We start from the raw sequence: 22,498 nt of genomic DNA on the forward strand, positions 1-22,498 counted from the left end.
TTCTTTTTTGCGGTGCCGTGTCTATGTCGGGCAAACGACGGAGGCAGATATGGCATTGGCAGACATCAAGGCGCGGATCGCAGCCGCCGAACGGGCCGCAGGTCGACCCGAGGGATCGGTCGCGCTGATTGCGGTGTCGAAGATCCAGCCGCTGGACCGCGTGGTCAGCGTGCTTGAGGCCGGGCATAGCGTGTTCGGTGAAAACTATGTGCAGGAAGCGGCCGGAAAATGGCCCGACCTGCGGGCGCGGTTCCCCGGCACCAAGGTGCATATGATCGGGCCATTGCAGACCAACAAGGCCAAGACCGCGCTGGAGCTGTTTGACGCGATCCACACGCTCGACCGCCCATCGCTGGCAGAGAAACTCTCGCGTCTGGTGCAGGCGCGCGGCGTCGCGCCCGAGCTTTTCGTGCAGGTCAACACCGGGTCAGAGCCGCAAAAGGCCGGTGTTTTGCCCGAAGATGCCGACGGTTTCATTGCAGCGTGCCGGCTGCTGGACCTGCCAGTCACGGGCCTGATGTGCATCCCCCCCGATGGGGAAGACAGCGCCCCCCACTTCCGCATGCTGGCCGAAATTGCCGAACGCAACGGCGTCAGCGCCCTGTCGATGGGGATGAGCAGCGATTTTGAAGTCGCCATCGCCCATGGCGCCACCCATGTGCGGGTGGGCAGCGCCATCTTCGGGGCGCGCGTCACGGCCTAAACCAGCCAGACCCGCGCCTGCGGGGGCAGCGCGATATGCCCGTCATAGACGGGCACCTGCCCTTCGGACAGTTCGTCGCGGAGGTGGCTGGCCCCCTGCGCGCGGACCCAGGTCTCTGACAGGTGGACCCAGCCATCAGTAAAGTTGAACAGGCACAGAACCGTACCTGTCGGGGCCCGTCGCGCAAAGGCAAAGAGGCCGGGAATCGGTGCCTCCAGAACCTCGGTCGGGGTGGCGCCGTGCAGCGCCGTCACCGCCCTGCGCCGCGCTAGGATATGCTGAATACCCCGAAAGGCGCGCGCCGAATGCCCCGCGCTGTCATGGCGCAGTGCCGCCAGATCCCAGTTCATGCGCGGGCGGTGCAGCCAGCGGCTGTCGTGGGCATGCTCGGGCACGGACAGATAGCTGTAGTCGTTGAGCAGCGCGAGTTCGTCCCCCATGTAGATGAGAGGAATCCCGCCAAAGCTTGCGATCAGGGCGTGACCCATCAGGAGCCGCTGCAAGGCTGTGTCGGCAGACGCCTCATCCCCCTCGGCCAGCGCCTTTTCTAGCCCCGCCAAGGCGGCGAAAGACCCCGAAATCCGCTTGTCCCCCGTCAGCGGATTGGCCTGGAACAGCGCGCCGCGGGCGAAGCTGCCGGGAAAGCTGCCATCGTAGAAATCCGACAGATAGGCCCGATGCGCGGGACCAGAGAGGCCGAGCGCCGCCGCATCCTCATCCGTCACCGCCCAGCCGATGTCATCGTGGCAGCGGATATAGGTGGCATAGGTCGCATTGGTCAGCCGGTCGGGAAAATGGCTGCGCAGGACATGGGTCATCATCCGCGTGTCGCGCGTGGCAAGCGCCCCCCAGAACTGCACCATCAGGCTGTTGTGATAGGCAAGGTTTCCTTCCTTGCCGTCATGCCGCCCCCGGCCCAGATAGGGCAGCATCTCCGCGGGCGCGACGATGGCCTCTTCCAGATGGATCACCGCCGGGGCCGCAATGCGACAGCAGGCCCGCAGCGCCTGCAGGATCATGTGGACCTCCGGCTCTGACTGGCAGCGGGTGCCCATGCGTTTCCACATGAAGGCCACCGCATCCAGCCGCAGCACATCCACCCCCTGATTGGCGAGGAAGAGCATGATCTGGGTGATTTCCAGAAACACCTCTGGGTTGGCCCAGTTCAGATCCCACTGATGTTCGTTGAAGGTGGTCCAGACCCATTTCCCGAAATCGGGGTAATGGGTGAAGTTGCCCGGCGCATGTTCGGGAAAGACCTCGACCAGCGTTTCCTCAAATCGCTTTGGCACTTCGGGCGAATCGAACATCAGGTAGTAGTCCTGATAGCGACGGTCGCCCGCGCGGGCGGCCTCGGCCCAGGCATGTTCCTTGGCGGTATGGTTCAGAACCAGATCGACGCAAAGGTTGATCCCCCGTTCGCGCAGCGCGGTCGCGACGGTCGCCAGATCCTCCATCGTGCCATAGGCCGGGTTGATCTGGCGGTAATCCATCACCGAATAGCCACCATCGCTATCGCCTGGGCGCGGCTTCAGACAGGGCATGAGATGGACATAGCTGATGCCCAGATCCTGTAGGTAATCAAGTTTATCAACCACTTGGGGTAACGTTCCCGCAAAGCGGTCGATGTAGAACACATAGCCCGCGCGGTCGGACCGTTGGAACCAGTCCGGCTCCAGATCGCGCTGCAGGTCAAGGCGGCGAAGATCGGCAGGTCGGGCCTTCCATCCGGTCCGCAGCGCGTCGAGCAGCCGGGCGCGAAAATCCGCATACCCCGGCAGATGACCATAGAGCGTCTCAAGCATGGGCCAGAGATCGGGCGCACTGCGGTTCAGCCGCAGGGTAAAGATCTCATCATCCTTGATGCTAGCCTTGCGTGCCATCTCTGCCTCCCTGAATGGGGGCAGCATATGGGTTTGAAAGCGGTTTGGAAAGCCTCAGCCGATGATCAGCCGGGTCTGCAGTTCAATTCGCTCGGCGATCCAGCGCAGGTCTGCCGGGTCAAAGGCGACGCAGCCCGCCGTGGGGTAGTGCGGCCTGCGCCAACGGTGCAGGAAGATCGCCGAACCCCGGCCGGGCGTGGCATTGGGCCAGTTCCAATCGGTGATCAGCACAAGGTCATAGAGCGGATCGGCGCGGCGCATCTTTTCATGGCCAAAGGGGTGGGGCGCGCGGACCAGATGGTTGTAATCCGGGTCGGTGCCATCATCGGACCAGAGGTCACAAGGCCCGATCGGCACCGCCCAATCCGGCAGGCCCGACAGGCGGTCGGGGCGATACATCATGCCGACGATGCGATGCACCCCGGCCGGGGTCGCGCCATCGCCTTCCCGCTTTTGCGCGGCGGGCACGATACCACCCCGGCCGACGACCGAAGGGAAGCGCCGCCCGCGAAACCGCGTGCCCCAGCGGGTGACGACAAGGTCCAGCGCGTTCATAGCAGGTGGCCCGACTTGCGCGCCTTAGTGGCCAGATAGGCACGGTTCTGCGGGGTTTCGCCCACTTTCAACGGCACGCGTTCCACCACGGCGATGCCCTGCCCCTCCATCATCGCGATCTTGCGGGGGTTGTTCGTCAGCAGCCGTACCGAAGAAAATCCGAGCCGCCGCAGGATGCTGGCGCCGATGCGGAAATCGCGTTCATCATCCTCGAACCCAAGGCGATGGTTCGCCTCGACGGTGTCAAACCCCTGATCCTGCAGGGAATAGGCGCGCATCTTGTTCGCAAGGCCGATCCCGCGCCCTTCCTGGTTCAGATAGAGCAGGATGCCACCGCCATCGGCCCCCATCTGCGCCAAGGCGGCGCGCAGCTGCGGGCCACAATCGCATTTCAGGCTGCCCAGCACATCACCGGTGAAACAGGCGGAATGCAGGCGCGCCAGAACTGGCTTGTCGCGCGGGGGCTGGCCGATCTCGATGGCGTAATGTTCTTCGGCGCCATTTTCGGGGCGGAAGATATGCACCCGCCCGACCTCTGACGCGACCATCGGCAGCCGGGCCGACACGATTTCATGCATGGCGCTGGCCTCGGCCAGGGCAGGCGTCGCCTCGCGCAGGTCGATCAGCGTCAGGTTGGAAAAGGTCGCCGCTTCGGCCCCGTTCGGCACCGGAACCAGCAGCGCGGCGGGCAGAAGATGCGCCGATTTCGCAATCTGGATCGCGGCGCGGTGCAGGGCGGCACCCCCGTCGCGCAGGCAGAGGAACGGCCCCTTCATCGGCTGGCGCAGATCATCGGCGGGGTCTGCCATGGCCCGCAGCCAGCTCACCCCCAGATCGTCCGGAACGGCCAGCCGCGCCACATCCCCGTCATAAACCTGCGCCTTCAGCGTTTCGGCCCGGCGGCTGGTCAGCGCCAGTTCCGGCCGCCCGATGCAGCGCAGATCGGCCAGGCGATCCTCGGTCAGCGCCTCGACCGCGACGGCCAGCGCGGCCTCTTCGCCCTGGCACAGCACCACAGGCACCCCCATGCGAAGGTCGCCCCGTGCGCGGGCCAGTCGTTCGGTAATGCTGGGGGCAAGTGGCATGGCATGTCCTTTCCGTCGCCCTGATGTAACGGGGCGCGCGAAGAATTGAAACATAAGACGGCCTGCCGACACGTCCGCGTGAAAACTCTGTCGCAAATCTTGCCGGAACCGTGTGGGCTTCGCATCTGTTGGACATGAACAAACGGGGGCAGAGATGGCACAACTCCGCAAGATCCTTCTGGTCGATGATGATGACGACCTGCGCGAGGCGCTGAGCGAACAGCTGGTGATGACCGAAGACTTCGACGTGTTCGAGGCCGCGACCGGCCTTGAAGGCATGGAGAAGGCCAAGGCCGGTGCCTATGACATCGTCATTCTGGACGTGGGCCTGCCCGACACCGACGGGCGCGAACTCTGCCGTCGGATGCGGAAGCAGGGGGTGAAATGCCCCATCCTGATGCTGACCGGGCATGATTCGGATGCCGACACGATTCTGGGCCTTGATGCTGGCGCGAACGACTATGTGACCAAGCCCTTCAAGTTTCCGGTGTTGCTGGCGCGCATCAGGGCGCAACTGCGGCAGCATGAGCAATCCGAAGACGCGATTTTCCAGCTTGGCCCTTACACCTTCAAACCGGCGCAGAAGCTTTTGGTCGATGAGAAAGACCGCAAGGTCCGTCTGACCGAAAAGGAAACCAATATCCTGAAGTTCCTTTACCGCGCACAACAAGGCGTGGTGGCCCGCGACGTGCTGCTGCATGAGGTCTGGGGCTATAATGCCGGGGTCACGACCCACACGCTGGAGACGCATATTTATCGGCTGCGGCAGAAAATCGAGCCCGATCCGTCGAATGCGCGACTTCTTGTGACGGAAAATGGCGGTTATCGCCTCGTCGCCTAGGGCATATTTACGTTAATTTAACCGCCAAAGGTCTTATTGTTGCCTGTATGGCATACTATATGATCGGCGCAGGGCTATCGGTCGCGGGGCCGATGACCCAAGAGTTCCCCTCGCCACATCGGGGTCATGATGTGGCTCCTCCCTGTTGGACTGGCCGGGCCTCGTGCCCGGCCTTTTTTTGCGCGGTGACGCGAAGTGCCACATTCTCCCCGTTGGAATCCGGCAGACCCGTGCTTAAATTTCCCGACAGACGCATTCCGCGTCAGAGGATGTCAGATGATCGGACGTTCCGCCTTTACGGTCGTGGCCCTTGCTGCGATGACGCTGCCGGCCTTGGCCGATGATGTGACCTTCACCCTCTCGAACATGTCGAGCGCCGACCTGACCGAGTTCTATGCCTCGCCCGTCGGCAACGACAATTGGGAGGAGAACATCCTTGGCGGTGGTGTCCTGTCTGCCGGGGCCAGCGGCGAGGTGACGATCAACGGGGCGCAGGGCTGCGATTATGACCTGCGGATGGTCTTTGCCGATGGCGATGTGGTCGAGGACAGCTCGAACATCTGCGACACCGCGACCTATACAATTCAGTGACCCGGGCGGAGGGTGCTTGCCGCACGGCTCCACGCCTCCTAGAGATGGGGGCGAAGGAGCCGCGCAATGACATTCACCCTCGCCACCTGGAACATCAACTCGGTCCGCCTGCGCGAGGCGCTGGTCTGCCGCCTGCTGCAGGAAGAGGCGCCTGACGTTCTATGCCTGCAAGAGATCAAGACCCCGGTCGAGAAGTTCCCGCTCGAACAGTTCCACGCGCTTGGCTATCGCCACATGGTGGCGCGGGGGCAAAAGGGCTATAATGGCGTGGCGATCCTGTCCAAACTGCCGATCACCGATGTGGGCGGGCGCGATTTCGCCACGCTGGGCCATGCCCGCCATGTGGCGGGGCAACTGGAAAACGGCGTGACCATCCACAATTTCTATGTGCCTGCCGGGGGCGACATCCCCGACCGCGAACAGAATGTGAAGTTTGGCCAGAAGCTCGATTTCCTGACCGAGATGCGCGATTGGGCCCATGCGGAAAAGCCCCAGAAGGCCATTCTGGTGGGCGATCTGAACATCGCCCCGCGCGAAGATGATGTCTGGAACCACAAATCGCTGCTGAAGATCGTCAGCCATACCCCGATCGAGGTGGAGCATCTGGCACAGACCCAGGATGCGGGCGCCTGGGTCGACGTAACGCGGCAGGATATCCCCGAGGGGCGGCTTTACAGCTGGTGGAGCTATCGCGCCGCCGATTGGGATGCCGCCGACAAGGGCCGCCGTCTGGACCATGTCTGGGCGACGCCCGATATCTCGGGGGCGGCGCATGGATCGCGCATCCTGCGGCCGGTCCGGGGCTGGGAACAGCCCTCGGACCATGTGCCGGTCTTTGCCAGCTTCGATCTGTAAGGCGCCTCAGGCGATCAACTTGCCCACCGCCGCGGCCACCGCGGCGCCGAGGGCCTCATGCGCGTCGGCCTCGAAATGCACACCGTCGAGGGCGCTGACCGCGATCACATCGCCCGCATCCAGAAAACCCACGCCGCGCGATTGCGCCAGGGCCTGATACAGCGGTGGCAGCGCCCGCGCCTTGGCGGCACCGCCCCAGAAATCGGCGGCCAGCACGCCGACCTCGACCACCGGGGGCGGGCAGATCAGCAGCACGCGAAAGCCGCCGTGGCGGGTCTGCATCTCGGCGCTGGACGCCAGATCCAGCAGCCCGGCAATGCCGCCCATGATCGTTTCGGGGCTGGCGCCGAAGCGGGTTTTCACGTCATTCGTGCCCAGCATGATCGTCAGCACATCAATCGGCCCATGGCTTTGCAGCGCCTGCCGCAAGGCGGGGTGGCCGTTCATCAGCCCGTCCATCCCCGGGTCATCGAACTGCGCGGTGCGCCCGGGCAGACCTTCCTCGACCAGCTCCCAAGCGGGGCCAAGATGCTGCCGGGCGACACCGGGCCAGCGCACGGTCGGCCCGAACCGGGCATAGGTTTCACGGTCGGCCATAGGCGGGGTGCCGTGGGTGTTGCTGTCGCCAAAGGTCAGAAGTAGGGGCATCGGGCTCTCCTTGTCCGGGGCAGGCTAACGGTTGTGGCGGGTGTTGCAAATCCCCTTGGCCTTTCGCGCGGCTGCGCCCATATAAAGGCAAAGATTTTGCACGAGGATCCACATGTTCGGACTGGATGGAACCAAAGCCGCTGCCGCACCTGCCACGGGTGACCTGATCAAGGACAGTTCGGAAGCCACCTTCATGGCCGATGTCATCGACGCCAGCCGCGAGGTGCCGGTGATCGTTGATTTCTGGGCACCCTGGTGCGGCCCCTGCAAGCAGCTTGGCCCCGCGCTGGAGGCGGCGGTCACTGCGGCCAAGGGCCGGGTGAGGATGGTGAAGATCAACGTCGATCAGAACCAGATGATCGCCTCGCAACTGCGGATTCAGTCGATCCCGACGGTCTATGCCTTCTGGCAGGGCCAGCCGGTCGATGGCTTCCAGGGGGCGCTGCCCGCGTCCGAGCTGGGCAAGTTCGTCGAGCGCGTCGCGGCCCTTGCGGGGGATGGCGGTCTGGGTGAGGCGCTGGAAACCGCCGAACAGATGCTGGGCGAAGGCGATGCCGTCTCTGCCGCAGAGGTCTTTGCCGCCATTCTGGGCGAAGAGCCGGAAAATGCGGGCGCTTTTGGGGGGCTGATCCGCGCGCATCTGGCGGCCGGCAATCTTGATCAGGCCGAGGCTTTCCTTGCGGGCGTTCCCGCCAAGATCGCCAATGCCAAAGAAATCGAGGCCGCCCGCGCCCAGATCGAGCTTGCCAAACAGGCCGCAAGTGCCGGCCCCGAGGCCGATCTGCGCGCCGCCGTGGCCGCTGACCCCGACAACCATCAGGCGCGCTTTGATCTGGCCGTGGCGCTGAATGCGGCAGGCAAGGTGGATGAGGCTGTGGATGAGCTGCTCGATCTGTTCCGGCGCAATCGCGACTGGAACGATGGCGCGGCGCGGACGCAGCTTTTCACCATCTTTGATGCGCTGAAACCGCAAGACCCCATCGTACTGCGCGGTCGTCGTAAACTTTCGTCGATGATATTTGCCTGAACCGCGCTGCGGCCTAGGTTAGTCGCATGATCAAACCCGCTGACCTGCCCGATGTGATTCCGATCTTCCCTCTGCCGGGGGCGTTGCTTCTGCCGCGCGCCCGGTTGCCCCTGCATATCTTTGAGCCGCGCTATCTGGCGATGCTTTCGGATTGCATGAAGACCGATCACCGCCTCATTGGCATGATCCAGCCGCGCGAGGTGCCCGGCTCGGCCGAGCGGCGCCTTCAGGCCATTGGCTGCGCAGGCCGCCTGACCGGCTTTTCCGAAACCGAGGACGGGCGCTACATGATCACCCTTTCGGGCATCTCGCGGTTCCGCGTGGCCGAAGAGGTGGCTGGGTTCCAGCCCTATCGCCGCTGCCAGGTGGAATGGGCGCCTTTCACCCGCGATCTGGGACCTGCCGAAACAGACCAGGCCTTCCAACGGACCGAATTTCTCGCCCTGCTGGGCCGTTATTTCGAGGCGCAGGGGCTTTCGACCGATTGGGGCAGCCTGCATGAGGCCGACCCGGAACTGCTGATCAACTCACTCTCCATGTTGTGCCCCTTCGATCCGTCTGACAAACAGGCGCTGCTGGAGGCGCCTTCCCTGCCGACCCGGCGCGAGACGCTGGTCACGCTGATGGAAATCGCCCTCCGCGGCGGCACGGATGGAGAAAGACTGCAATGACCGATCATGTGGTGGTGGAACGCCGGATGCTGGAGGCGCTGGTCTGCCCGGTGACCCAGGCGCAGCTGACCTGGGATGCCGAGCGGCAGGAGCTGATTTCCAAGGCGGCCAATCTGGCCTTCCCGGTGCGGGATGGCATTCCGATCATGCTGGTGTCCGAGGCTCGCCCGCTGGAATGACGGGCCACAGGACGACAGGTTAGATCGGGCGCCCGGCCAGAAGGCGCGGCAGATCGTCCGAAAGGCCCGCCGCCTGCCGCATGAAGCCGCGCCGCAACCCCGGCAGGGCATTGACGACCCCAAGGCCCAGATCGCGGCCCAAGCGCAGCAGCGGGTTGTTGTTGGAAAACAGCCGGTTGACCGTATCCATCCCCAGCGCAAGCGTCGTGGAATCAAACCGCCGCCATTGCTGATACCCTTCCAGCGTGACGGGGCTGCCAATGTCATCGCCGCGGCGATGGGCATCGACCACCACCTGCGCCAGCGCGCCTACGTCACGAAGGCCGAGGTTCAGGCCCTGACCGGCAATCGGATGCACCCCATGCGCGGCATCCCCCACCAGCGCCACACGCGGCGCGATGAAGTGGTTGGCCAGCGTCAGGTTCAGCGGATAGGTAAAGCGTGCCCCGGCCAGTTCGATCTGGCCCAGAAAATCGCCAAAGCGCGGGCGCAGCACCTCAAGATAGGCGGCATCGTCCAGCGCCTGTATGGCGCGGGCGGTGGCGTCCGTCTCGCTCCAGACGATGCTGGAATGGTGGCCCCCGGCCAGCGGCAGGATCGCCAGTGGCCCGGCGGGCATGAAGAACTGATGGGCGGTGCCTTCGTGGTTTTTCTCATGCCGGATCGCGGTGACCAGCGCGGTCTGCCCATAGCCCCAGCCGGTGCGCCGGATGCCCGCACGCGCGGCGGTGCCCGACTGGCGCCCGTCGCAGCCCACCAGAAGCCGCGCCGAAATCTCGCGCCCCGAGGCAAGTGTCACGCTGATCCCCTGCGGCCCCGGCGTTTGCGCCACGACCGTTTCCCCCGACAGCAGGGTGATGCGCGGTTCCGCCTGCATTGCAGTCAGGAAGGCCGCGTAAAGATGGCGATCCTCGACCATATAGCCCATCGGGCCTTCCTCAAGCTCGGCGCTGTCAAAGCCGAGGAAGAAGGGCGAAGGCCCCTGTCCGGCGATGCCGTCGCTCGCCTTGATCTTCAGGATGGGCTGGAAGCTGTCGATGCGGGGCCAGACGCCCGTGGCCATCAACAGGCGTTTGGACGCCAACGCCAGCGCATAGGCGCGGCCATCAAAGCCCGCCTCGGCCCTTTGGGGGGCGGGGCGGCTGTCCACCACGGTGACAGAAAGCCCGCCTTGCGCGAGCGCGAGCGCGAGGGCCGGGCCATTCAGCCCGCCGCCCGCGATAAGAATGTCTGTTTCCGGCGTCATGGCGCAAATATGGCGTGCCGCACGGGATTGTCCATGCGCCGATGCGTCGCTAGCGTGGCGAAAAACGGAGGCGCGCGATGAACAAGTGGCTTGGGCGGACGGCGGCGGATCTGGGGCGGGCGATCGGGGCGGGCAAGCTGCACCCGGTCGAGCTGACCGAGGCTTATCTCGACGCCATCGCAAGCCATCCCGAGGCCAAGCGCATCTATGCCCGCACCACCCCGGCGCGCGCGCAGTCGATGGCGATCTCGGCCGCCGGGCGGGCGCGGGCGGGCACGCGGATCGGCCCGCTCGATGGGGTTCCGCTGTCCTGGAAGGACAATTTCGATGCTGCGGGCGCGGTCTGCGAGGCGGGTTCTGCCCTGCTGCGCGGACGCATTTCCGAAAGCGATGCCGAAGTGCTGCATACCGCCACGGCGCAGGGGCTGGTTTGTCTGGGCAAGACGCATATGACAGAACTGGCCTTTTCGGGGCTGGGGCTGAACCCGGTCACGGCCACGCCGCCCTGCATCAACTTTCCCGGCGCGGTGCCGGGGGGATCGTCTTCGGGCGCGGCGGCTTCGGTCGCCTTTGGTCTGGCACCTGCCGCCATCGGGTCGGACACGGGCGGGTCGGTGCGGGTGCCTGCGGCCTGGAACGACCTTGTGGGCCTGAAAACCACGCATGGCCGCCTGTCGCTGAAGGGGGTCGTCCCGCTGTGCGAAAAGTTCGACACGGTCGGCCCCTTGGCTACCAATGTGGAAGATTGCGCGCTGATCCTTTCGGCGCTGACCGCGCGGCGGGCTGCCGACCTGAAAGGGGCCAGCCTGTCGAACGCCCGTTTCGCCGTGCTGGATACCGTCGCGATGGAGGATCTGCGCGAAGCCCCCGCCAAGGGGTTTGAAGATGCGGTCTCGCGCATGGCCCATGCCGGGGCGGACATCATCCATATCGACGCCCCCGAGGTGGCCGAGGCCATGTCGCTGGCCGGGCTTTTGTTCACGCCCGAGGCCTATGCGATCTGGGGCGACACCATCGAGGCCGCGCCCCACAAGATGTTCCCCCCGGTGTTGGAGCGGTTCCGCTCGGGCGGCACGGTCAAGGCCACCGATTACATCCGCGCCTGGCGGCGGCTTGAGGAATTGCGCAAGATCTGGGAACGCCGCGTGGGCGGGTTTGATGCGGTGCTGCTGCCCACCTCTGCCATCCTGCCGCCCGATGCGCAGCGCCTGATCGACGATCCGGCCTATTTCGCGGCGGAAAACCTGCTGGCCCTGCGAAACACCCGCATTGGCAATCTGATGGGCGTTTGCGCGCTGACGCTGCCCACCGGGCAGCCGTCGTGCGGAATTTCGCTCATGGCGCCGGCGATGCAGGAGGAGCGCCTGCTGCGCTTGGGCGCGGCGGTCGAACGGGTGCTGGGCTAGGCCCATCGGCGCGGGGCGAAAAAGCCACAACCCCGCCCCCGCCCCCCGAAAGCGCGTCGCGTTTTGCTGGACCGGGCGGGACTTGCCCGCTATCCTTTCGGAAAACGGGGCGCTACGACCCCGACGAGAGGCAGATAAATGGCGTTTCCAGAGCGGTTTTCGAACCTGCCGGACTATGCGTTTCCGCGTCTGCGGAAGCTGGTCGATCACTTGAAGCCCGGCGGGGCCCCGATTGCGATGACGATCGGCGAACCCAAACATGCGATGCCCGATTTCGTCGGCCCGATTCTGGCGGCCAATCTGGACGGGTTCGGCGTCTATCCGCCCAACGACGGCACGCCCGAACTTCTGGCGGCCATCGGGGGCTGGTTGCAGCGCCGGTATGGCGTGACGTTGGGTGAAGATCGGCTGATGGTGCTGAACGGCACGCGTGAGGGGTTGTTCAACGCCTGTATCGCGCTTTGCCCGGAAACCAAGCGCGGCAAGCCGCCGGTCGTGCTGATGCCCAATCCCTTCTATCAGGTCTATGCCGTGGCCGCGCTGACCGTGGGGGCCGAGCCGGTCTATGTGCCTGCCACCGCCGCCACCGGTCATCTGCCTGATTATGCGGGTCTTCCGGCCGAGCTGCTGGACCGCGTGACCGTGGCCTATATCTGTTCGCCCGCGAACCCGCAGGGCGCCGTGGCCAGCCGCGATTACTGGAAGACCCTGCTGGCGCTGGCAGAAAAGCACGATTTCCAGATTTTCGCGGATGAATGCTATTCCGAAATCTGGCGCAGCGCGCCGCCCCCCGGCATTCTGGAGGTCGCGGCCGAGGTGGGCGCCGATCCGGAACGCGTGGTGGCCTTCCATTCGCTGTCGAAACGGTCGAACCTGCCGGGGCTGCGGTCGGGCTTTGTGGCCGCCGGTCCGCAAAGCATGTTGCGCCTTCGCAAGCTGCGCGCCTTTGCCGGGGCGCCGTTGCCCCTGCCGCTGCAGCGCGTGGCCGAGGCCGCCTGGAATGATGAGGCGCATGTCGCGGCGTCACGCGCGCTGTATCAGCAGAAATTCGCGTTGGCCGACCAGATCTTTGCCGGGATGCAGGGCTATCAGTCGCCTGAGGGGGGCTTCTTCCTCTGGCTGCCGGTCGAGGATGGCGAGGCGGCGACGCTGAAGCTCTGGACCGAGACTGGCGTGCGGGTTCTGCCGGGGGCCTATCTCTCGCGCGAGGTTGCGGGGGATAATCCGGGCAAGCCCTATATCCGCGTCGCGCTGGTGGCGTCGAAAGAGGAAACGGAACGCGGCCTGCAGACGCTGCGCGACTGCCTTTACGGGTGAGATGAGATGGCCCTGTATCAGATGCGTCAACGTGATCCGCTTGTAGACCCCTCGACCCAGGCCGTGCTGGAACGCCGCGCGCGTGAGCTGATCGGGCTTGCGCTGTGCTTTGCCGCGCTGCTCTTTGCGGTCATGCTGCTGTCCTATTCGCCCGAGGATCCGGGCTGGATGGTCGCCTCGGATCAGCCGGTGAACAACTGGCTGGGGCGTCTGGGGGCTTCGGTCGCATCGACGCTGATGATCATCACCGGGCGCGGGGCTTGGGCCATTCCCACCATCCTGCTGGCTTGGGGTGCGCGCTTCCTGCTGCATCGCGGGGCCGAACGGGCCGTAGGGCGCGTGGTCTTTGCGCTGATCGCGGTGGCGATGGCCTCGGTCTTTGCGGCGACGCATGTGCCGGGCGATGGCTGGGCGCATTCCTTCGGGCTGGGGGGCCTTTTCGGCGATACCGTGCTGGGCGCGATGCTGGGCGTGGCGCCGGTCAAGGCGACCTTCGGGCTGAAGCTGCTGTCGCTGATCATGGGGCTGGCGCTGCTGGCCATGATGCTGTTCGTCACCGGCTTTGATCTTGAGGAATTGCAGGTGATCCGGCATTTCCTCGCGGTCGGGTCGGTGCTGACCTATTCGCAGATCATGGAATGGGCAGGGCAGGGCACGGCGGGGGCGCTGAATGCGGCTTCGGCCATGCAGGAACGTCAGCGCCAGCGCAAGGCGGATGCCCAGGCGCTCCGCACCTCGCAGCCAGAGGCGCATCGCTTCGCGCCGGTCAATCTGGCGCCGCCGCAACCCATGGCCGTTCCGACGGCGCCGCCCATGGCGGTGGCCGCAGCCGCGGCAGCCCGGCGCAACCGCGTGATCCGCGCCGGGGCTGAGCCTGAGCTGCCGCTGATGCCCGAGGCGGATCCCTACGCCGATTACCTGCCCGAGGGCGACGACGCCCTGTTTGAGCCGATGCCCGCGCCGATGCCCGTCATGGCGGCGCCGCCGATGGCCCGCCGCCCCGACGCGGGTCTTTACGCGCCCGCGCCGATGATGGCCCCGCCCTCGCGCAAGAAGGAAGGATTCCTCAGCCGTTTCCGCCGCGCCCCCGAACCCGAACTTCCCCCCCTGCCGATGTTCGAAGACCCCGAAATGCCCAGCGATCTGCCGCCCGAAGACCGTATCAAGGCCCGTATCTCGGATGTGATCCGCAGTCGCGTGCGGCATGGCATGGGCGCGGCTGCCCCGCAGCCGCATATGACGCCGCTGCAGGCCGCCATCGCGCGGCGGGAACCTGCGCTGTCGAAGCGCGGTCTGGGCGGTGTGACGCGGGTTGAACCGCCGTTGGTCGCGGCCCCCGCAAATGCAGCGGCAACCGGGCCGATGAATGCGGTATCGGCGGCAGTTGCCTCGGCCGCGGCGCGTGCGGCGGCGGCACAGGCCCAACTGGCCGAACATCAGGCTGCGGCGCCCGCGTTTGCGCGCCCCGCCCCGCCCGTTGCGCCGGCCCCCGTGGCCCCTGTGCTGATGGCAGAACCTGCGCCGACGATGCCGGACCTGTCTACCGCGCCTTCGGCTGCGCCTGCCGCTGCTGCCCGCGTGGCGGCGCAGACCCCGGCCGCTGCTGCCGCGGCTGCTGCCGTTGCGGCGGCAATCCGCGCCGGGGCGGCCCGTGCCGCAGCCCCCGCCCCCCGCATGGCTGGCGCCGTCCGTGCCGAAACGCCGGCGCCGCTGTCCCGCCCGGGTGGGGCGGCCCCGCTGACCCGCCGCGCCGAACCGGCCGCCTTCCATCCGCAACCCGAAGAAATCGCGCCTGCCCGCCCCGCCCCGCTGTTGCGCGCGCCTGCGCCCGCGCCCGGTGTTGCGCCCATCCCTGCCCCGCAGCCCGCGCGTTTCGTGGCGCCCGAGCCGGTGCAGGAAGACTGGCAGGTCGAGGATGATTTCGACCGCGCCTTCGATCGCATTGCCGCAGGCGAAGACAACTTTGACGATCTGCCGCCAGAGGCTGGCGACTGGTTGCCGGACGACAATTACGAACCCGACTTCGACCCGACCCCGGTTGTCCCGGCGGTCCATGCGCCCGCCAATACCGCGCCGCTGCGGCTCGCGCCCTCGCGCCATGATACCCCGGCGGCCGCGCCCCGCATTGCCGCGCCGCTGATCGCGCCCGAGGTGAAGCGCGGTGTGGTGCAGCATCCGGCGAAAAAGCCCGTCGCGCCGTCAACCCGCGCCGTCGCCGAAGCCCAGCCCCGCCTGCGGTTCGAAGATCAGGTGCAGCCGGACTATGAACTGCCGCCGCTTTCGCTGCTGTCCTCGCCCTCGACCATCCAGCGCCATTCGCTGTCGGATGAGGCGCTGGAGGAAAACGCCCGCATGCTGGAAAGCGTGCTGGACGATTACGGCGTGAAGGGCGAAATCGTCAGCGTCCGGCCCGGTCCTGTGGTGACGATGTATGAACTCGAACCGGCGCCGGGTTTGAAGGCCAGCCGCGTGATCGGCCTTGCGGATGACATCGCGCGCAGCATGTCGGCCCTGTCGGCGCGGGTGTCCACCGTGCCGGGGCGCAGCGTGATCGGGATCGAACTGCCCAACGCACAGCGCGAAAAGGTGGTGCTGCGCGAAATCCTGTCGGCCCGCGAATTCGGCGACAGCGCCATGCGCCTGCCGCTCGCGCTTGGCAAGGATATCGGCGGCGACCCGGTGGTCGCGAACCTTGCCAAGATGCCCCACCTGCTGATCGCGGGGACCACGGGGTCGGGCAAGTCGGTGGCGATCAACACCATGATCCTCTCGCTGCTCTACAAGCTGACGCCCGAGGAATGCCGCCTGATCATGATCGACCCGAAGATGCTCGAACTCTCGGTCTATGACGGGATCCCGCATCTTCTGTCGCCCGTGGTGACGGACCCGAAGAAGGCCGTCGTCGCCCTGAAATGGGTCGTGGGCGAGATGGAAGAGCGCTATCGCAAGATGTCGAAGATGGGGGTCCGCAACATCGACGGCTACAACGGCCGCGTGCGCGAGGCCATCGCCAATGGCGAGATGTTCAAGCGCACCATCCAGACCGGCTTTGACGAGGACACCGGCGAGCCGGTTTTCGAAACCGAGGAATTCCAGCCCGTCGCGATCCCCTATATCGTGGTGATCGTGGACGAGATGGCCGACCTGATGATGGTCGCCGGGAAAGAGATCGAAGCCTGCATCCAGCGCCTTGCACAAATGGCGCGGGCCAGCGGCATCCACCTGATCATGGCGACGCAGCGGCCTTCGGTCGATGTGATCACCGGCACGATCAAGGCGAACTTCCCGACGCGGATTTCCTTCCAGGTCACCTCGAAGATCGACAGCCGCACCATCCTGGGCGAACAGGGCGCCGAACAGCTGCTGGGCATGGGTGACATGCTCTATATGGGCAATGGCGCGCGCATCACCCGGATCCATGGCCCCTTCGTCAGCGACGAAGAGGTCGAAGAGATCGTGAACCACCTGAAATCCTTCGGGCCGCCGCAGTATATGTCGGGTGTGGTCGAAGGCCCCGAGGATGATGTCGCCAGCGATATTGATGCCGTGCTGGGCCTGAACACCGGCGGCAATACCGATGGCGAGGATGCGCTTTACGATCAGGCCGTGGCGATCGTGGCCAAGGACCGGAAATGTTCGACCAGCTATATCCAGCGCAAGCTGGGCATCGGCTATAACAAGGCCGCACGTCTGGTCGAGCAGATGGAGGAGCAGGGGGTCGTCACCGCAGCCAACCATGTGGGCAAGCGCGAAATCCTGATCCCCGAGGCGTAATCTCACCCGCCGATTGCAAGGCCCGCCCTCGTGGCGGGCCTTTTCGATTGCACCCCCTACAGGCCGCTTGCCAGACGCCCCGCGATCTGACATCATTTCACCTGAGCCGTGACGATGGCGTCGTCACAAAGGTCCGAATCGGACCTGCCGCTTGCAGTAAATCTGCCAAAGTCCTGTACGCCGGGACCTTTCGGGGTCTTGGTCATGCATATGCCAGATCCCTTGATAGAGGTCTGACATGACTGAACGTCCGCAAATGTATCGCTTCCATCAGGGCGACCGCGTTCTTCCCTTTGCCGCGTCGGAATATGACGCGCGTCTGGCCGGCCTGCGCAAGAGCATGGCCGCCGAAGGGGTCGATGCCTGCGTCTTCACCTCGATGCATAACATCGCCTATTACTCGGGCTTCCTCTACTGCTCGTTCGGGCGGCCCTATGGCCTTGTGGTGACCAACACCGAAAGCGTGACCATCAGCGCCGGTATCGACGCCGCCCAGCCCTGGCGCCGTTGCCATGGTGACAACATCACCTATACCGACTGGCAGCGCGACAACTACTGGCGTGCGATCCTGTCGGTGACCGGCTCGGGCAAGGTGATCGGTTATGAAGGCGACCACCTGACGCTGCTGCAATCGGACAAGCTGCGCGGCTTCCTGTCGCCCTCCAAAACCGTTGACATCGCCCCGGCCACCATGCGCCAGCGCATGATGAAATCGGCGGCCGAGCTGGAAATCATCCGTCACGGCGCCGCCGTGGCCGATGTGGGCGGCTTTGCCATCCGTGATGCCGTGAAGGAAGGCGCGCGCGAGATTGATATCGCCATGGCCGGCCGCGATGCGATGGAACTGGAAATCGCCAAGCGCTTCCCCGATGCCGAATACCGCGACACCTGGGTCTGGTTCCAGTCGGGCATCAACACCGACGGCGCGCATAACCCCGTCACCGCCCGCCAACTGCAGCGCGGCGACATCCTGTCGCTGAACACCTTCCCGATGATCTCGGGCTATTACACCGCCTTGGAACGGACGATGTTCGTGAAAGAGGTCGATGCGGCCAGCCTGAAGATCTGGGAAGCCAACGTCGCGGCCCATGAATATGGCATGTCGCTGCTGAAGCCCGGCGCCTCTTGCGCGGAAATCACCGCCAAGATCAACGCCTTCTTCGAAGAGCGCCAGCTGCTGCAATACCGCACCTTCGGCTATGGCCACTCGTTCGGCGTGCTGTCGCACTACTATGGCCGTGAAGCCGGTCTGGAACTGCGCGAAGACATCGACACCGTGCTGGAGCCGGGCATGGTGATCTCGATGGAGCCGATGCTGACCATCGCCGAAGGCCAGCCGGGCGCCGGTGGCTACCGCGAACATGACATCCTCTTCATCACCGAGGATGGCAACGAAGACATCACCAAATATCCCTACGGCCCGGAATTCAACGTCGTGGGCTGATCCTTCGGGACAGGGTGAAACGGGAAAGGGCAGGCCGCGCGGCCTGCCCTTTTTCCATCTCAGATCCGGAACAGCGGCTGTAACAGCCGTGGCATCATGCTGTTGAACCGCAGTGGCGCGTCAGTCGCGGCCAAGCAGATGCAGGGCGGGCCTGCTTCGGCGGTGGGGGTATGTTCCAGCTCTTCATTGGCGATTTCCACATCGCCTGGGCCGAACCGGTCGGTCGCGTCGCGGAAGGCACCTTGCAGCACCAGCGTCAGTTCCGTCCCGCGGTGGCCGTGATCCGGCACCGCCTGCCCCCCGGGGATGTAAAGCAGCCGCGCCCGCGCCCCGGCCGAGGTCGGCAGGATCGCCTGCCGCACGCCCATGCCCAGCGGGCGCCACTTCACCGATTCCAGATCGCCGCCGATGTAATCCTGCAAAGGCGTTGGCAGAACGCTGCGGCGTGGGGCGGGCCGCTGCGCCGTGCGCGGGGTCATGGGCAGGCTGTCGATGCGGGCGAGGCAATCATCCAGGCTGCTGTCCGACACGCTGGCCGAACAGCCATCCAGCACCGTCGCCCCCACGGCATCAAAGGCCCCGGCGCGGGCGCGGCAGTCATCGCACATCGACAGATGTGTGGCGACGACAAGATTGAAGGCTTCGGGCAGGCTACCCGCGGCATAGGCCATCAAGAGGCTGTCGTTCAGGTGGTGGCGGATCGTCGACATCGGTCTTGCCTTCATCACTTCATCTGCGCCCGCAGCCGGTCAAGTGCCAGCCGCAGCCGTGATTTGATCGTTCCAAGCGGCAGCCCGGTTTCTGCCGCGATCTCAGTATGGGTCAGGTCCCCGAAATAGGCCTTTTCAATCAAGCTGCGCTGGGTTTCGGGCAGGGTGGACAGCGCCGCCCCAAGCCGTTCGGTATCCTGTGCCAGTTCAAGCGCCGCCTGCTGGTCGGGTTCCGCCTCGGGGCCCCAGGGCAGATCCTCGGGCTCGGGGCGTGCGGCGCGGCGCAGGGCGTCGATCCGCCGGTTCCGCGCGATGGTGAAGACCCAGGTCGTCACGCTTGCGCGTTCGGGATCGTAAAGATGGGCCTTTTGCCAAAGGGTGGCCATCACGTCCTGCATGCATTCCTCGGCAAGCGCCTCGGCGGCGCCGGATTTCATCAGAAACCCTTTGACGCGCGGGGCATAGTGTCGGAACAGCGCGGCAAAGGCCGTCCGGTCCTGTCGATCGCGCACCGCAAGCAGAAGTGCCGTCCAGTCTTCTTCTGCTGTCGTTGTCACGCTCTCGACGCCCTTTCGCAATCCGGCCTGCCGCGCAGCATAGGGGCGGCGCAGAAGCTGTGCATCCGGAAAAATAGAGGTTGTGTGAGCGATCATCATGGCGGTGATACGCGCGCAATTCCCTTTCGGATCACAGGGCGACGTGCTTTTTATGGCGGGTGATCCGGTCGGCGCCCTGCCGCGTATCCGTTGAAAATGCGTAGCCAGACAGGACACCCCATGCCCTTTGAAATGCCGCCCGCCCCGCGTCGCCGTGTTGCCGTGATCGGTGGGGGGATCTCGGGGATGGCCGCCGCGCATTTTCTGGCCGATCAGGCCGAGGTCACGCTGTTCGAGGCCGCGCAGCGCCTTGGTGGCCATGCCCGGACCGTGGTGGCGGGCAAGCGGGGCGACCAGCCGGTCGATACAGGTTTCATCGTCTTCAACAATGAAAACTATCCGCATCTGACGCGGCTTTTTGATGACCTGCGCGTGCCGACCAAACCCAGCAACATGAGCTTTGGTGCCTCGTTCGGGGGCGGGCGGATGGAATATGCTCTGGCCAGTCTCGATACGCTGTTTGCGCAACGCTGGCGCGGGATGGATCCGCGCTTCTTGCGGATGCTGCGTGATATTCTGCATTTCAACGCCAATGCCGAACGCGCGTTGAAATATCCGGGCATGACGATCCGCGAATTCCTGCGGGAACTGGGGACGGGCGCCTGGTTCCGTGACCGTTATCTGCTGCCCTTTTCGGGGGCGATCTGGTCAACCCCTGCGGCAGATATTCTCGATTTTCCGGCCCATGCGCTGATTACTTTTTTCCGCAACCACAAGCTCATGAATACCTCGGGGCATCACCAGTGGTATACGGTCGATGGCGGGTCGGTCGAATATGTCCGTCGGCTGCAGGCCGGGCTTGAGGCGCGCGGCGTCCAACTGCGCCTTGGGGCCGGGGTGGCCGGTGTGCGTCGGTCCGAAGGCCCGCAGGTCCGCGCCTATGGCGGGGACTGGGAAAGCTTTGATGAGGTGGTCTTCGCGCTGCATTCCGATGATGCGCTGCGCTGCCTTGCCGACCCCACGCCGGAAGAGCGCGCAGCACTGGAGGCCGTGGGCTATCAGCCGAATGAGGCCATCCTGCATTGCGATCCGTCGGCCATGCCCAAGCGGCGCAAATGTTGGTCAAGCTGGGTCTATGTCGAATCGCAACTGCCCATGACGGATCGCGTCTCGCTGACCTATTGGATGAATTCGCTGCAGGGCATCCCCGAGGAAGACCCGCTGTTTGTGACACTGAACCCCGCCGCCCCGCTGCGCGAGGAGTTGATCTATGACAGCGTGACCTTCCGCCACCCGGTCTTTGACCTTGAGGCTCTGGCGGCACAGCGCGCGATCCGCGCGATGAACGGCACCCGCGATACCTGGTTCTGTGGCGCCTGGATGCGGAACGGTTTTCACGAGGATGGCATCGCCAGCGCTGTCGAGGTTGTCGAGGCGATGGCCAGCCGCAACCGGCAGCAGGCGGCGGCATGATGGCGGGGGTCGATCACATCGCGGGGCAGACCTTCCACGGCCGCAAGGGGGCCGTGACCAACGCCTTCCGCTATGGGGTCGATTACCTGCTGCTGGATGCCGAGGAGCCGCCCGCCGCCCCGCGGCTTTTCTCTCGCAACCGGGGCAATCTTCTGTCGCTGTGGGATGTGGATCATGGCGGGCCGCCCGGTGCGGGGCGCGGGGCGGCCTGGCTGCGTGAGGTCTTGGCCCAACACGGCCTGCCCAGCCCTCGGCGGATTGAGCTTCTGGCCCAGCCGCGTGTCCTGGGCCATGTGTTCAACCCGGTCAGCTTCTGGCTCTGCCATGGTGATCAAGGGGTGCAGATCGTGGTGGCCGAGGTGACGAATACCTATGGCGACCGCCATTCCTATCTCTGCCATCGCGTGGATCTGGCGCCAATCACGGCCGCTGACCGGATCGTGGCGCGCAAGATCTTTCACGTCTCGCCGTTTCAGCCCATCGCGGGCGAGTATGAATTTCGCTTCGACCTGCGCCCCAATCGGATCGGGATCTGGATCGACCATAGCCATGCGGGGGGCGGTATTTTCACCAACCTCATCGGTGTCCGTCGGCCGCTGACCACCGGGGGCATCCTGCGGGCTTGCCTGCGCCGTCCCCTTGGGTCGCGCCGGGTGCTGGCGTTGATCCATTGGCAGGCGCTGCGGCTGTTTCTGAAGGGGGCGGGGTTCCGCAATCGCCCCACCCCGCCCGAGCAGGAGGTGAGCCGATGAGCTCGCATCTGCAGGGCAAGCGATACTGGCTGGTCGGCGCGTCAGAGGGGCTGGGCGCGGCTCTGGCGCAGGGCATGGCGGACCGGGGCGCGCGGCTGGTGCTTTCGGCCCGCAATGCTGACCGTCTGGCCGAGGTCGCGGCCCCCCTGGGCGCCGAGATCGCGCCGATGGACGTGGCCAAGCGCGAGGATGTGCGCCGCGTGGCCGAAACCGTCGGGCCGGTCGATGGTCTGGTCTGGCTGGCGGGCATCTATTGGCCCATGCGCGCGCAAGACTGGAACCCCGATCAGGTCGAGGCGATGTGCGACGTGAACTTCACCGGCTGCGCGCGGGTGATCGGGGCAGTGCTGCCCGGCATGGTCGCGCGCGGGCAGGGGCATCTGGTCATCACCGGGTCGCTCTCGGGCTTTCGGGGGCTGCCGGGGGCGGTGGGCTATGGCGCGTCCAAGGCGGGCTGCATGTCGCTGGCGGAAACGCTGCATGCCGATCTGCGCGGCACGGGGGTGCGGGTGCAGCTTGCAAACCCTGGTTTCATCCGCACGCGCCTGACCGCCATGAACGATTTCGCCATGCCGCAAATCATGGAGCCTACCGCGGCGGCGGACCATATGCTCCGCCTGATGGAGAGCAACCGCTTTTCCGCCAGCTTCCCCACGCCGTTCCAATGGCTGTTCCGGGGCGGAAATTTCCTGCCCGATGCCTTGTATTACCGCCTCTTCGCCCCGAAATCGCGCTGAACCGC

General features: G+C 65.4%; 21 protein-coding genes. 14 read left to right on the plus strand and 7 right to left on the minus strand.

Features of this window, described 5'->3' with window-relative positions:
- Window positions 1–49: 49 nt before the first annotated feature.
- Complete coding sequence (locus tag IE101_RS06630; RefSeq protein WP_189633026.1) at window positions 50–703, plus strand: YggS family pyridoxal phosphate-dependent enzyme; 654 nt, start codon at window positions 50–52, stop codon at window positions 701–703.
- Here the strand turns inward: IE101_RS06630 and IE101_RS06635 are convergent.
- Genes IE101_RS06635 through ribA form a run of 3 tightly spaced genes read right to left on the minus strand, consistent with a single transcriptional unit; the run spans window position 700 to window position 4,226 of the window.
- Entirely contained in the window at window positions 700–2,586 is a 1,887-nt protein-coding gene (locus IE101_RS06635) for an amylosucrase (RefSeq protein WP_189633027.1), read from the minus strand. The two genes, IE101_RS06630 and IE101_RS06635, sit on opposite strands and share 4 nt — an antisense overlap.
- Before the next feature lie 54 nt (window positions 2,587–2,640).
- Window positions 2,641–3,141: a L,D-transpeptidase family protein gene (locus tag IE101_RS06640; protein ID WP_189633028.1), complete on the minus strand. Its 501-nt coding sequence runs from the start codon at window positions 3,139–3,141 to the stop codon at window positions 2,641–2,643.
- Window positions 3,138–4,226: a GTP cyclohydrolase II gene (gene ribA / locus IE101_RS06645; RefSeq protein ID WP_189633029.1), complete on the minus strand. Its 1,089-nt coding sequence runs from the start codon at window positions 4,224–4,226 to the stop codon at window positions 3,138–3,140. The genes IE101_RS06640 and ribA overlap by 4 nt, the downstream gene beginning before the upstream one ends.
- 154 nt (window positions 4,227–4,380) lie before the next feature.
- Here ribA and IE101_RS06650 point away from each other — a divergent pair, with 154 nt between their 5' ends.
- From IE101_RS06650 to IE101_RS06660, 3 genes are all read left to right on the plus strand, one after another.
- Complete coding sequence (locus IE101_RS06650) at window positions 4,381–5,067, plus strand: response regulator transcription factor (RefSeq protein ID WP_189633030.1); 687 nt, start codon at window positions 4,381–4,383, stop codon at window positions 5,065–5,067.
- Window positions 5,068–5,343: 276 nt separating this feature from the next.
- Window positions 5,344–5,658, plus strand: coding sequence for a hypothetical protein (locus IE101_RS06655; protein ID WP_189633031.1), 315 nt, complete (start codon window positions 5,344–5,346; stop codon window positions 5,656–5,658).
- Window positions 5,659–5,724: 66 nt separating this feature from the next.
- Window positions 5,725–6,513, plus strand: coding sequence for an exodeoxyribonuclease III (locus IE101_RS06660; RefSeq protein WP_189633032.1), 789 nt, complete (start codon window positions 5,725–5,727; stop codon window positions 6,511–6,513).
- Window positions 6,514–6,519: 6 nt separating this feature from the next.
- Here IE101_RS06660 and IE101_RS06665 read toward each other — a convergent pair whose 3' ends face one another.
- Window positions 6,520–7,161 carry an SGNH/GDSL hydrolase family protein gene (locus IE101_RS06665; protein WP_189633033.1) on the minus strand — a complete coding sequence of 214 codons (642 nt, stop codon included), beginning with the start codon at window positions 7,159–7,161 and terminating at the stop codon, window positions 6,520–6,522.
- A gap of 112 nt (window positions 7,162–7,273) precedes the next feature.
- On the opposite strand from IE101_RS06665, the gene IE101_RS06670 reads away from it, so the two are divergent.
- The 3 genes from IE101_RS06670 to IE101_RS06680 are packed head-to-tail and all read left to right on the plus strand — an operon-like array spanning window position 7,274 to window position 9,038.
- Window positions 7,274–8,188, plus strand: coding sequence for a thioredoxin family protein (locus IE101_RS06670; protein WP_189633034.1), 915 nt, complete (start codon window positions 7,274–7,276; stop codon window positions 8,186–8,188).
- Between the two features lie 26 nt (window positions 8,189–8,214).
- Window positions 8,215–8,859: an LON peptidase substrate-binding domain-containing protein gene (locus IE101_RS06675; protein WP_189633035.1), complete on the plus strand. Its 645-nt coding sequence runs from the start codon at window positions 8,215–8,217 to the stop codon at window positions 8,857–8,859.
- Window positions 8,856–9,038: a Trm112 family protein gene (locus IE101_RS06680; RefSeq protein WP_189633036.1), complete on the plus strand. Its 183-nt coding sequence runs from the start codon at window positions 8,856–8,858 to the stop codon at window positions 9,036–9,038. Before IE101_RS06675 ends, IE101_RS06680 begins: the two co-directional genes overlap by 4 nt.
- 19 nt (window positions 9,039–9,057) lie before the next feature.
- Here the strand turns inward: IE101_RS06680 and IE101_RS06685 are convergent, their stop codons facing one another.
- Complete coding sequence (locus IE101_RS06685; RefSeq protein ID WP_189633037.1) at window positions 9,058–10,284, minus strand: UbiH/UbiF/VisC/COQ6 family ubiquinone biosynthesis hydroxylase; 1,227 nt, start codon at window positions 10,282–10,284, stop codon at window positions 9,058–9,060.
- A 77-nt stretch (window positions 10,285–10,361) separates the two neighbouring features.
- Between IE101_RS06685 and IE101_RS06690 the strand changes: the two genes are divergently transcribed.
- The 4 genes from IE101_RS06690 (at window position 10,362) to IE101_RS06705 (ending at window position 18,225) form a co-directional block, all read left to right on the plus strand.
- Window positions 10,362–11,690, plus strand: coding sequence for an amidase (locus tag IE101_RS06690; protein ID WP_189633038.1), 1,329 nt, complete (start codon window positions 10,362–10,364; stop codon window positions 11,688–11,690).
- A 138-nt stretch (window positions 11,691–11,828) separates the two neighbouring features.
- On the plus strand, window positions 11,829–13,007 hold the full coding sequence (locus tag IE101_RS06695) for an aminotransferase class I/II-fold pyridoxal phosphate-dependent enzyme (RefSeq protein WP_189633039.1): 1,179 nt from the start codon (window positions 11,829–11,831) through the stop codon (window positions 13,005–13,007).
- Between the two features lie 21 nt (window positions 13,008–13,028).
- Window positions 13,029–16,781 (plus strand): DNA translocase FtsK, encoded by a 3,753-nt coding sequence (locus tag IE101_RS06700; protein WP_229804045.1) that lies wholly within the window; start codon window positions 13,029–13,031, stop codon window positions 16,779–16,781.
- Window positions 16,782–17,019: 238 nt separating this feature from the next.
- Window positions 17,020–18,225: an aminopeptidase P family protein gene (locus IE101_RS06705; RefSeq protein WP_189633041.1), complete on the plus strand. Its 1,206-nt coding sequence runs from the start codon at window positions 17,020–17,022 to the stop codon at window positions 18,223–18,225.
- Window positions 18,226–18,284: 59 nt separating this feature from the next.
- Here the strand turns inward: IE101_RS06705 and IE101_RS06710 are convergent, their stop codons facing one another.
- Both IE101_RS06710 and IE101_RS06715 read right to left on the minus strand, forming a co-directional pair.
- Window positions 18,285–18,935, minus strand: a complete 651-nt coding sequence (locus tag IE101_RS06710) for a ChrR family anti-sigma-E factor (RefSeq protein WP_189633042.1) — start codon at window positions 18,933–18,935, stop codon at window positions 18,285–18,287.
- A gap of 14 nt (window positions 18,936–18,949) precedes the next feature.
- Entirely contained in the window at window positions 18,950–19,591 is a 642-nt protein-coding gene (locus IE101_RS06715; RefSeq protein ID WP_373296072.1) for a sigma-70 family RNA polymerase sigma factor, read from the minus strand.
- A gap of 120 nt (window positions 19,592–19,711) precedes the next feature.
- On the opposite strand from IE101_RS06715, the gene IE101_RS06720 reads away from it, so the two are divergent.
- The 3 genes from IE101_RS06720 to IE101_RS06730 are packed head-to-tail and all read left to right on the plus strand — an operon-like array spanning window position 19,712 to window position 22,493.
- Window positions 19,712–21,004 carry an NAD(P)/FAD-dependent oxidoreductase gene (locus IE101_RS06720; protein ID WP_189633044.1) on the plus strand — a complete coding sequence of 431 codons (1,293 nt, stop codon included), beginning with the start codon at window positions 19,712–19,714 and terminating at the stop codon, window positions 21,002–21,004.
- The gene (locus tag IE101_RS06725; protein WP_189633119.1) at window positions 21,004–21,756 is read left to right on the plus strand and encodes a DUF1365 domain-containing protein; all 753 of its coding nucleotides are present in this window, start codon (window positions 21,004–21,006) and stop codon (window positions 21,754–21,756) included. The genes IE101_RS06720 and IE101_RS06725 overlap by 1 nt, the downstream gene beginning before the upstream one ends.
- Window positions 21,753–22,493, plus strand: coding sequence for an SDR family NAD(P)-dependent oxidoreductase (locus IE101_RS06730; protein WP_189633045.1), 741 nt, complete (start codon window positions 21,753–21,755; stop codon window positions 22,491–22,493). Before IE101_RS06725 ends, IE101_RS06730 begins: the two co-directional genes overlap by 4 nt.
- Window positions 22,494–22,498: the final 5 nt, after the last annotated feature.

Origin of the sequence: Gemmobacter lanyuensis (genome assembly GCF_014652355.1) — a bacterium.
Lineage (GTDB): Bacteria > Pseudomonadota > Alphaproteobacteria > Rhodobacterales > Rhodobacteraceae > Gemmobacter > Gemmobacter lanyuensis.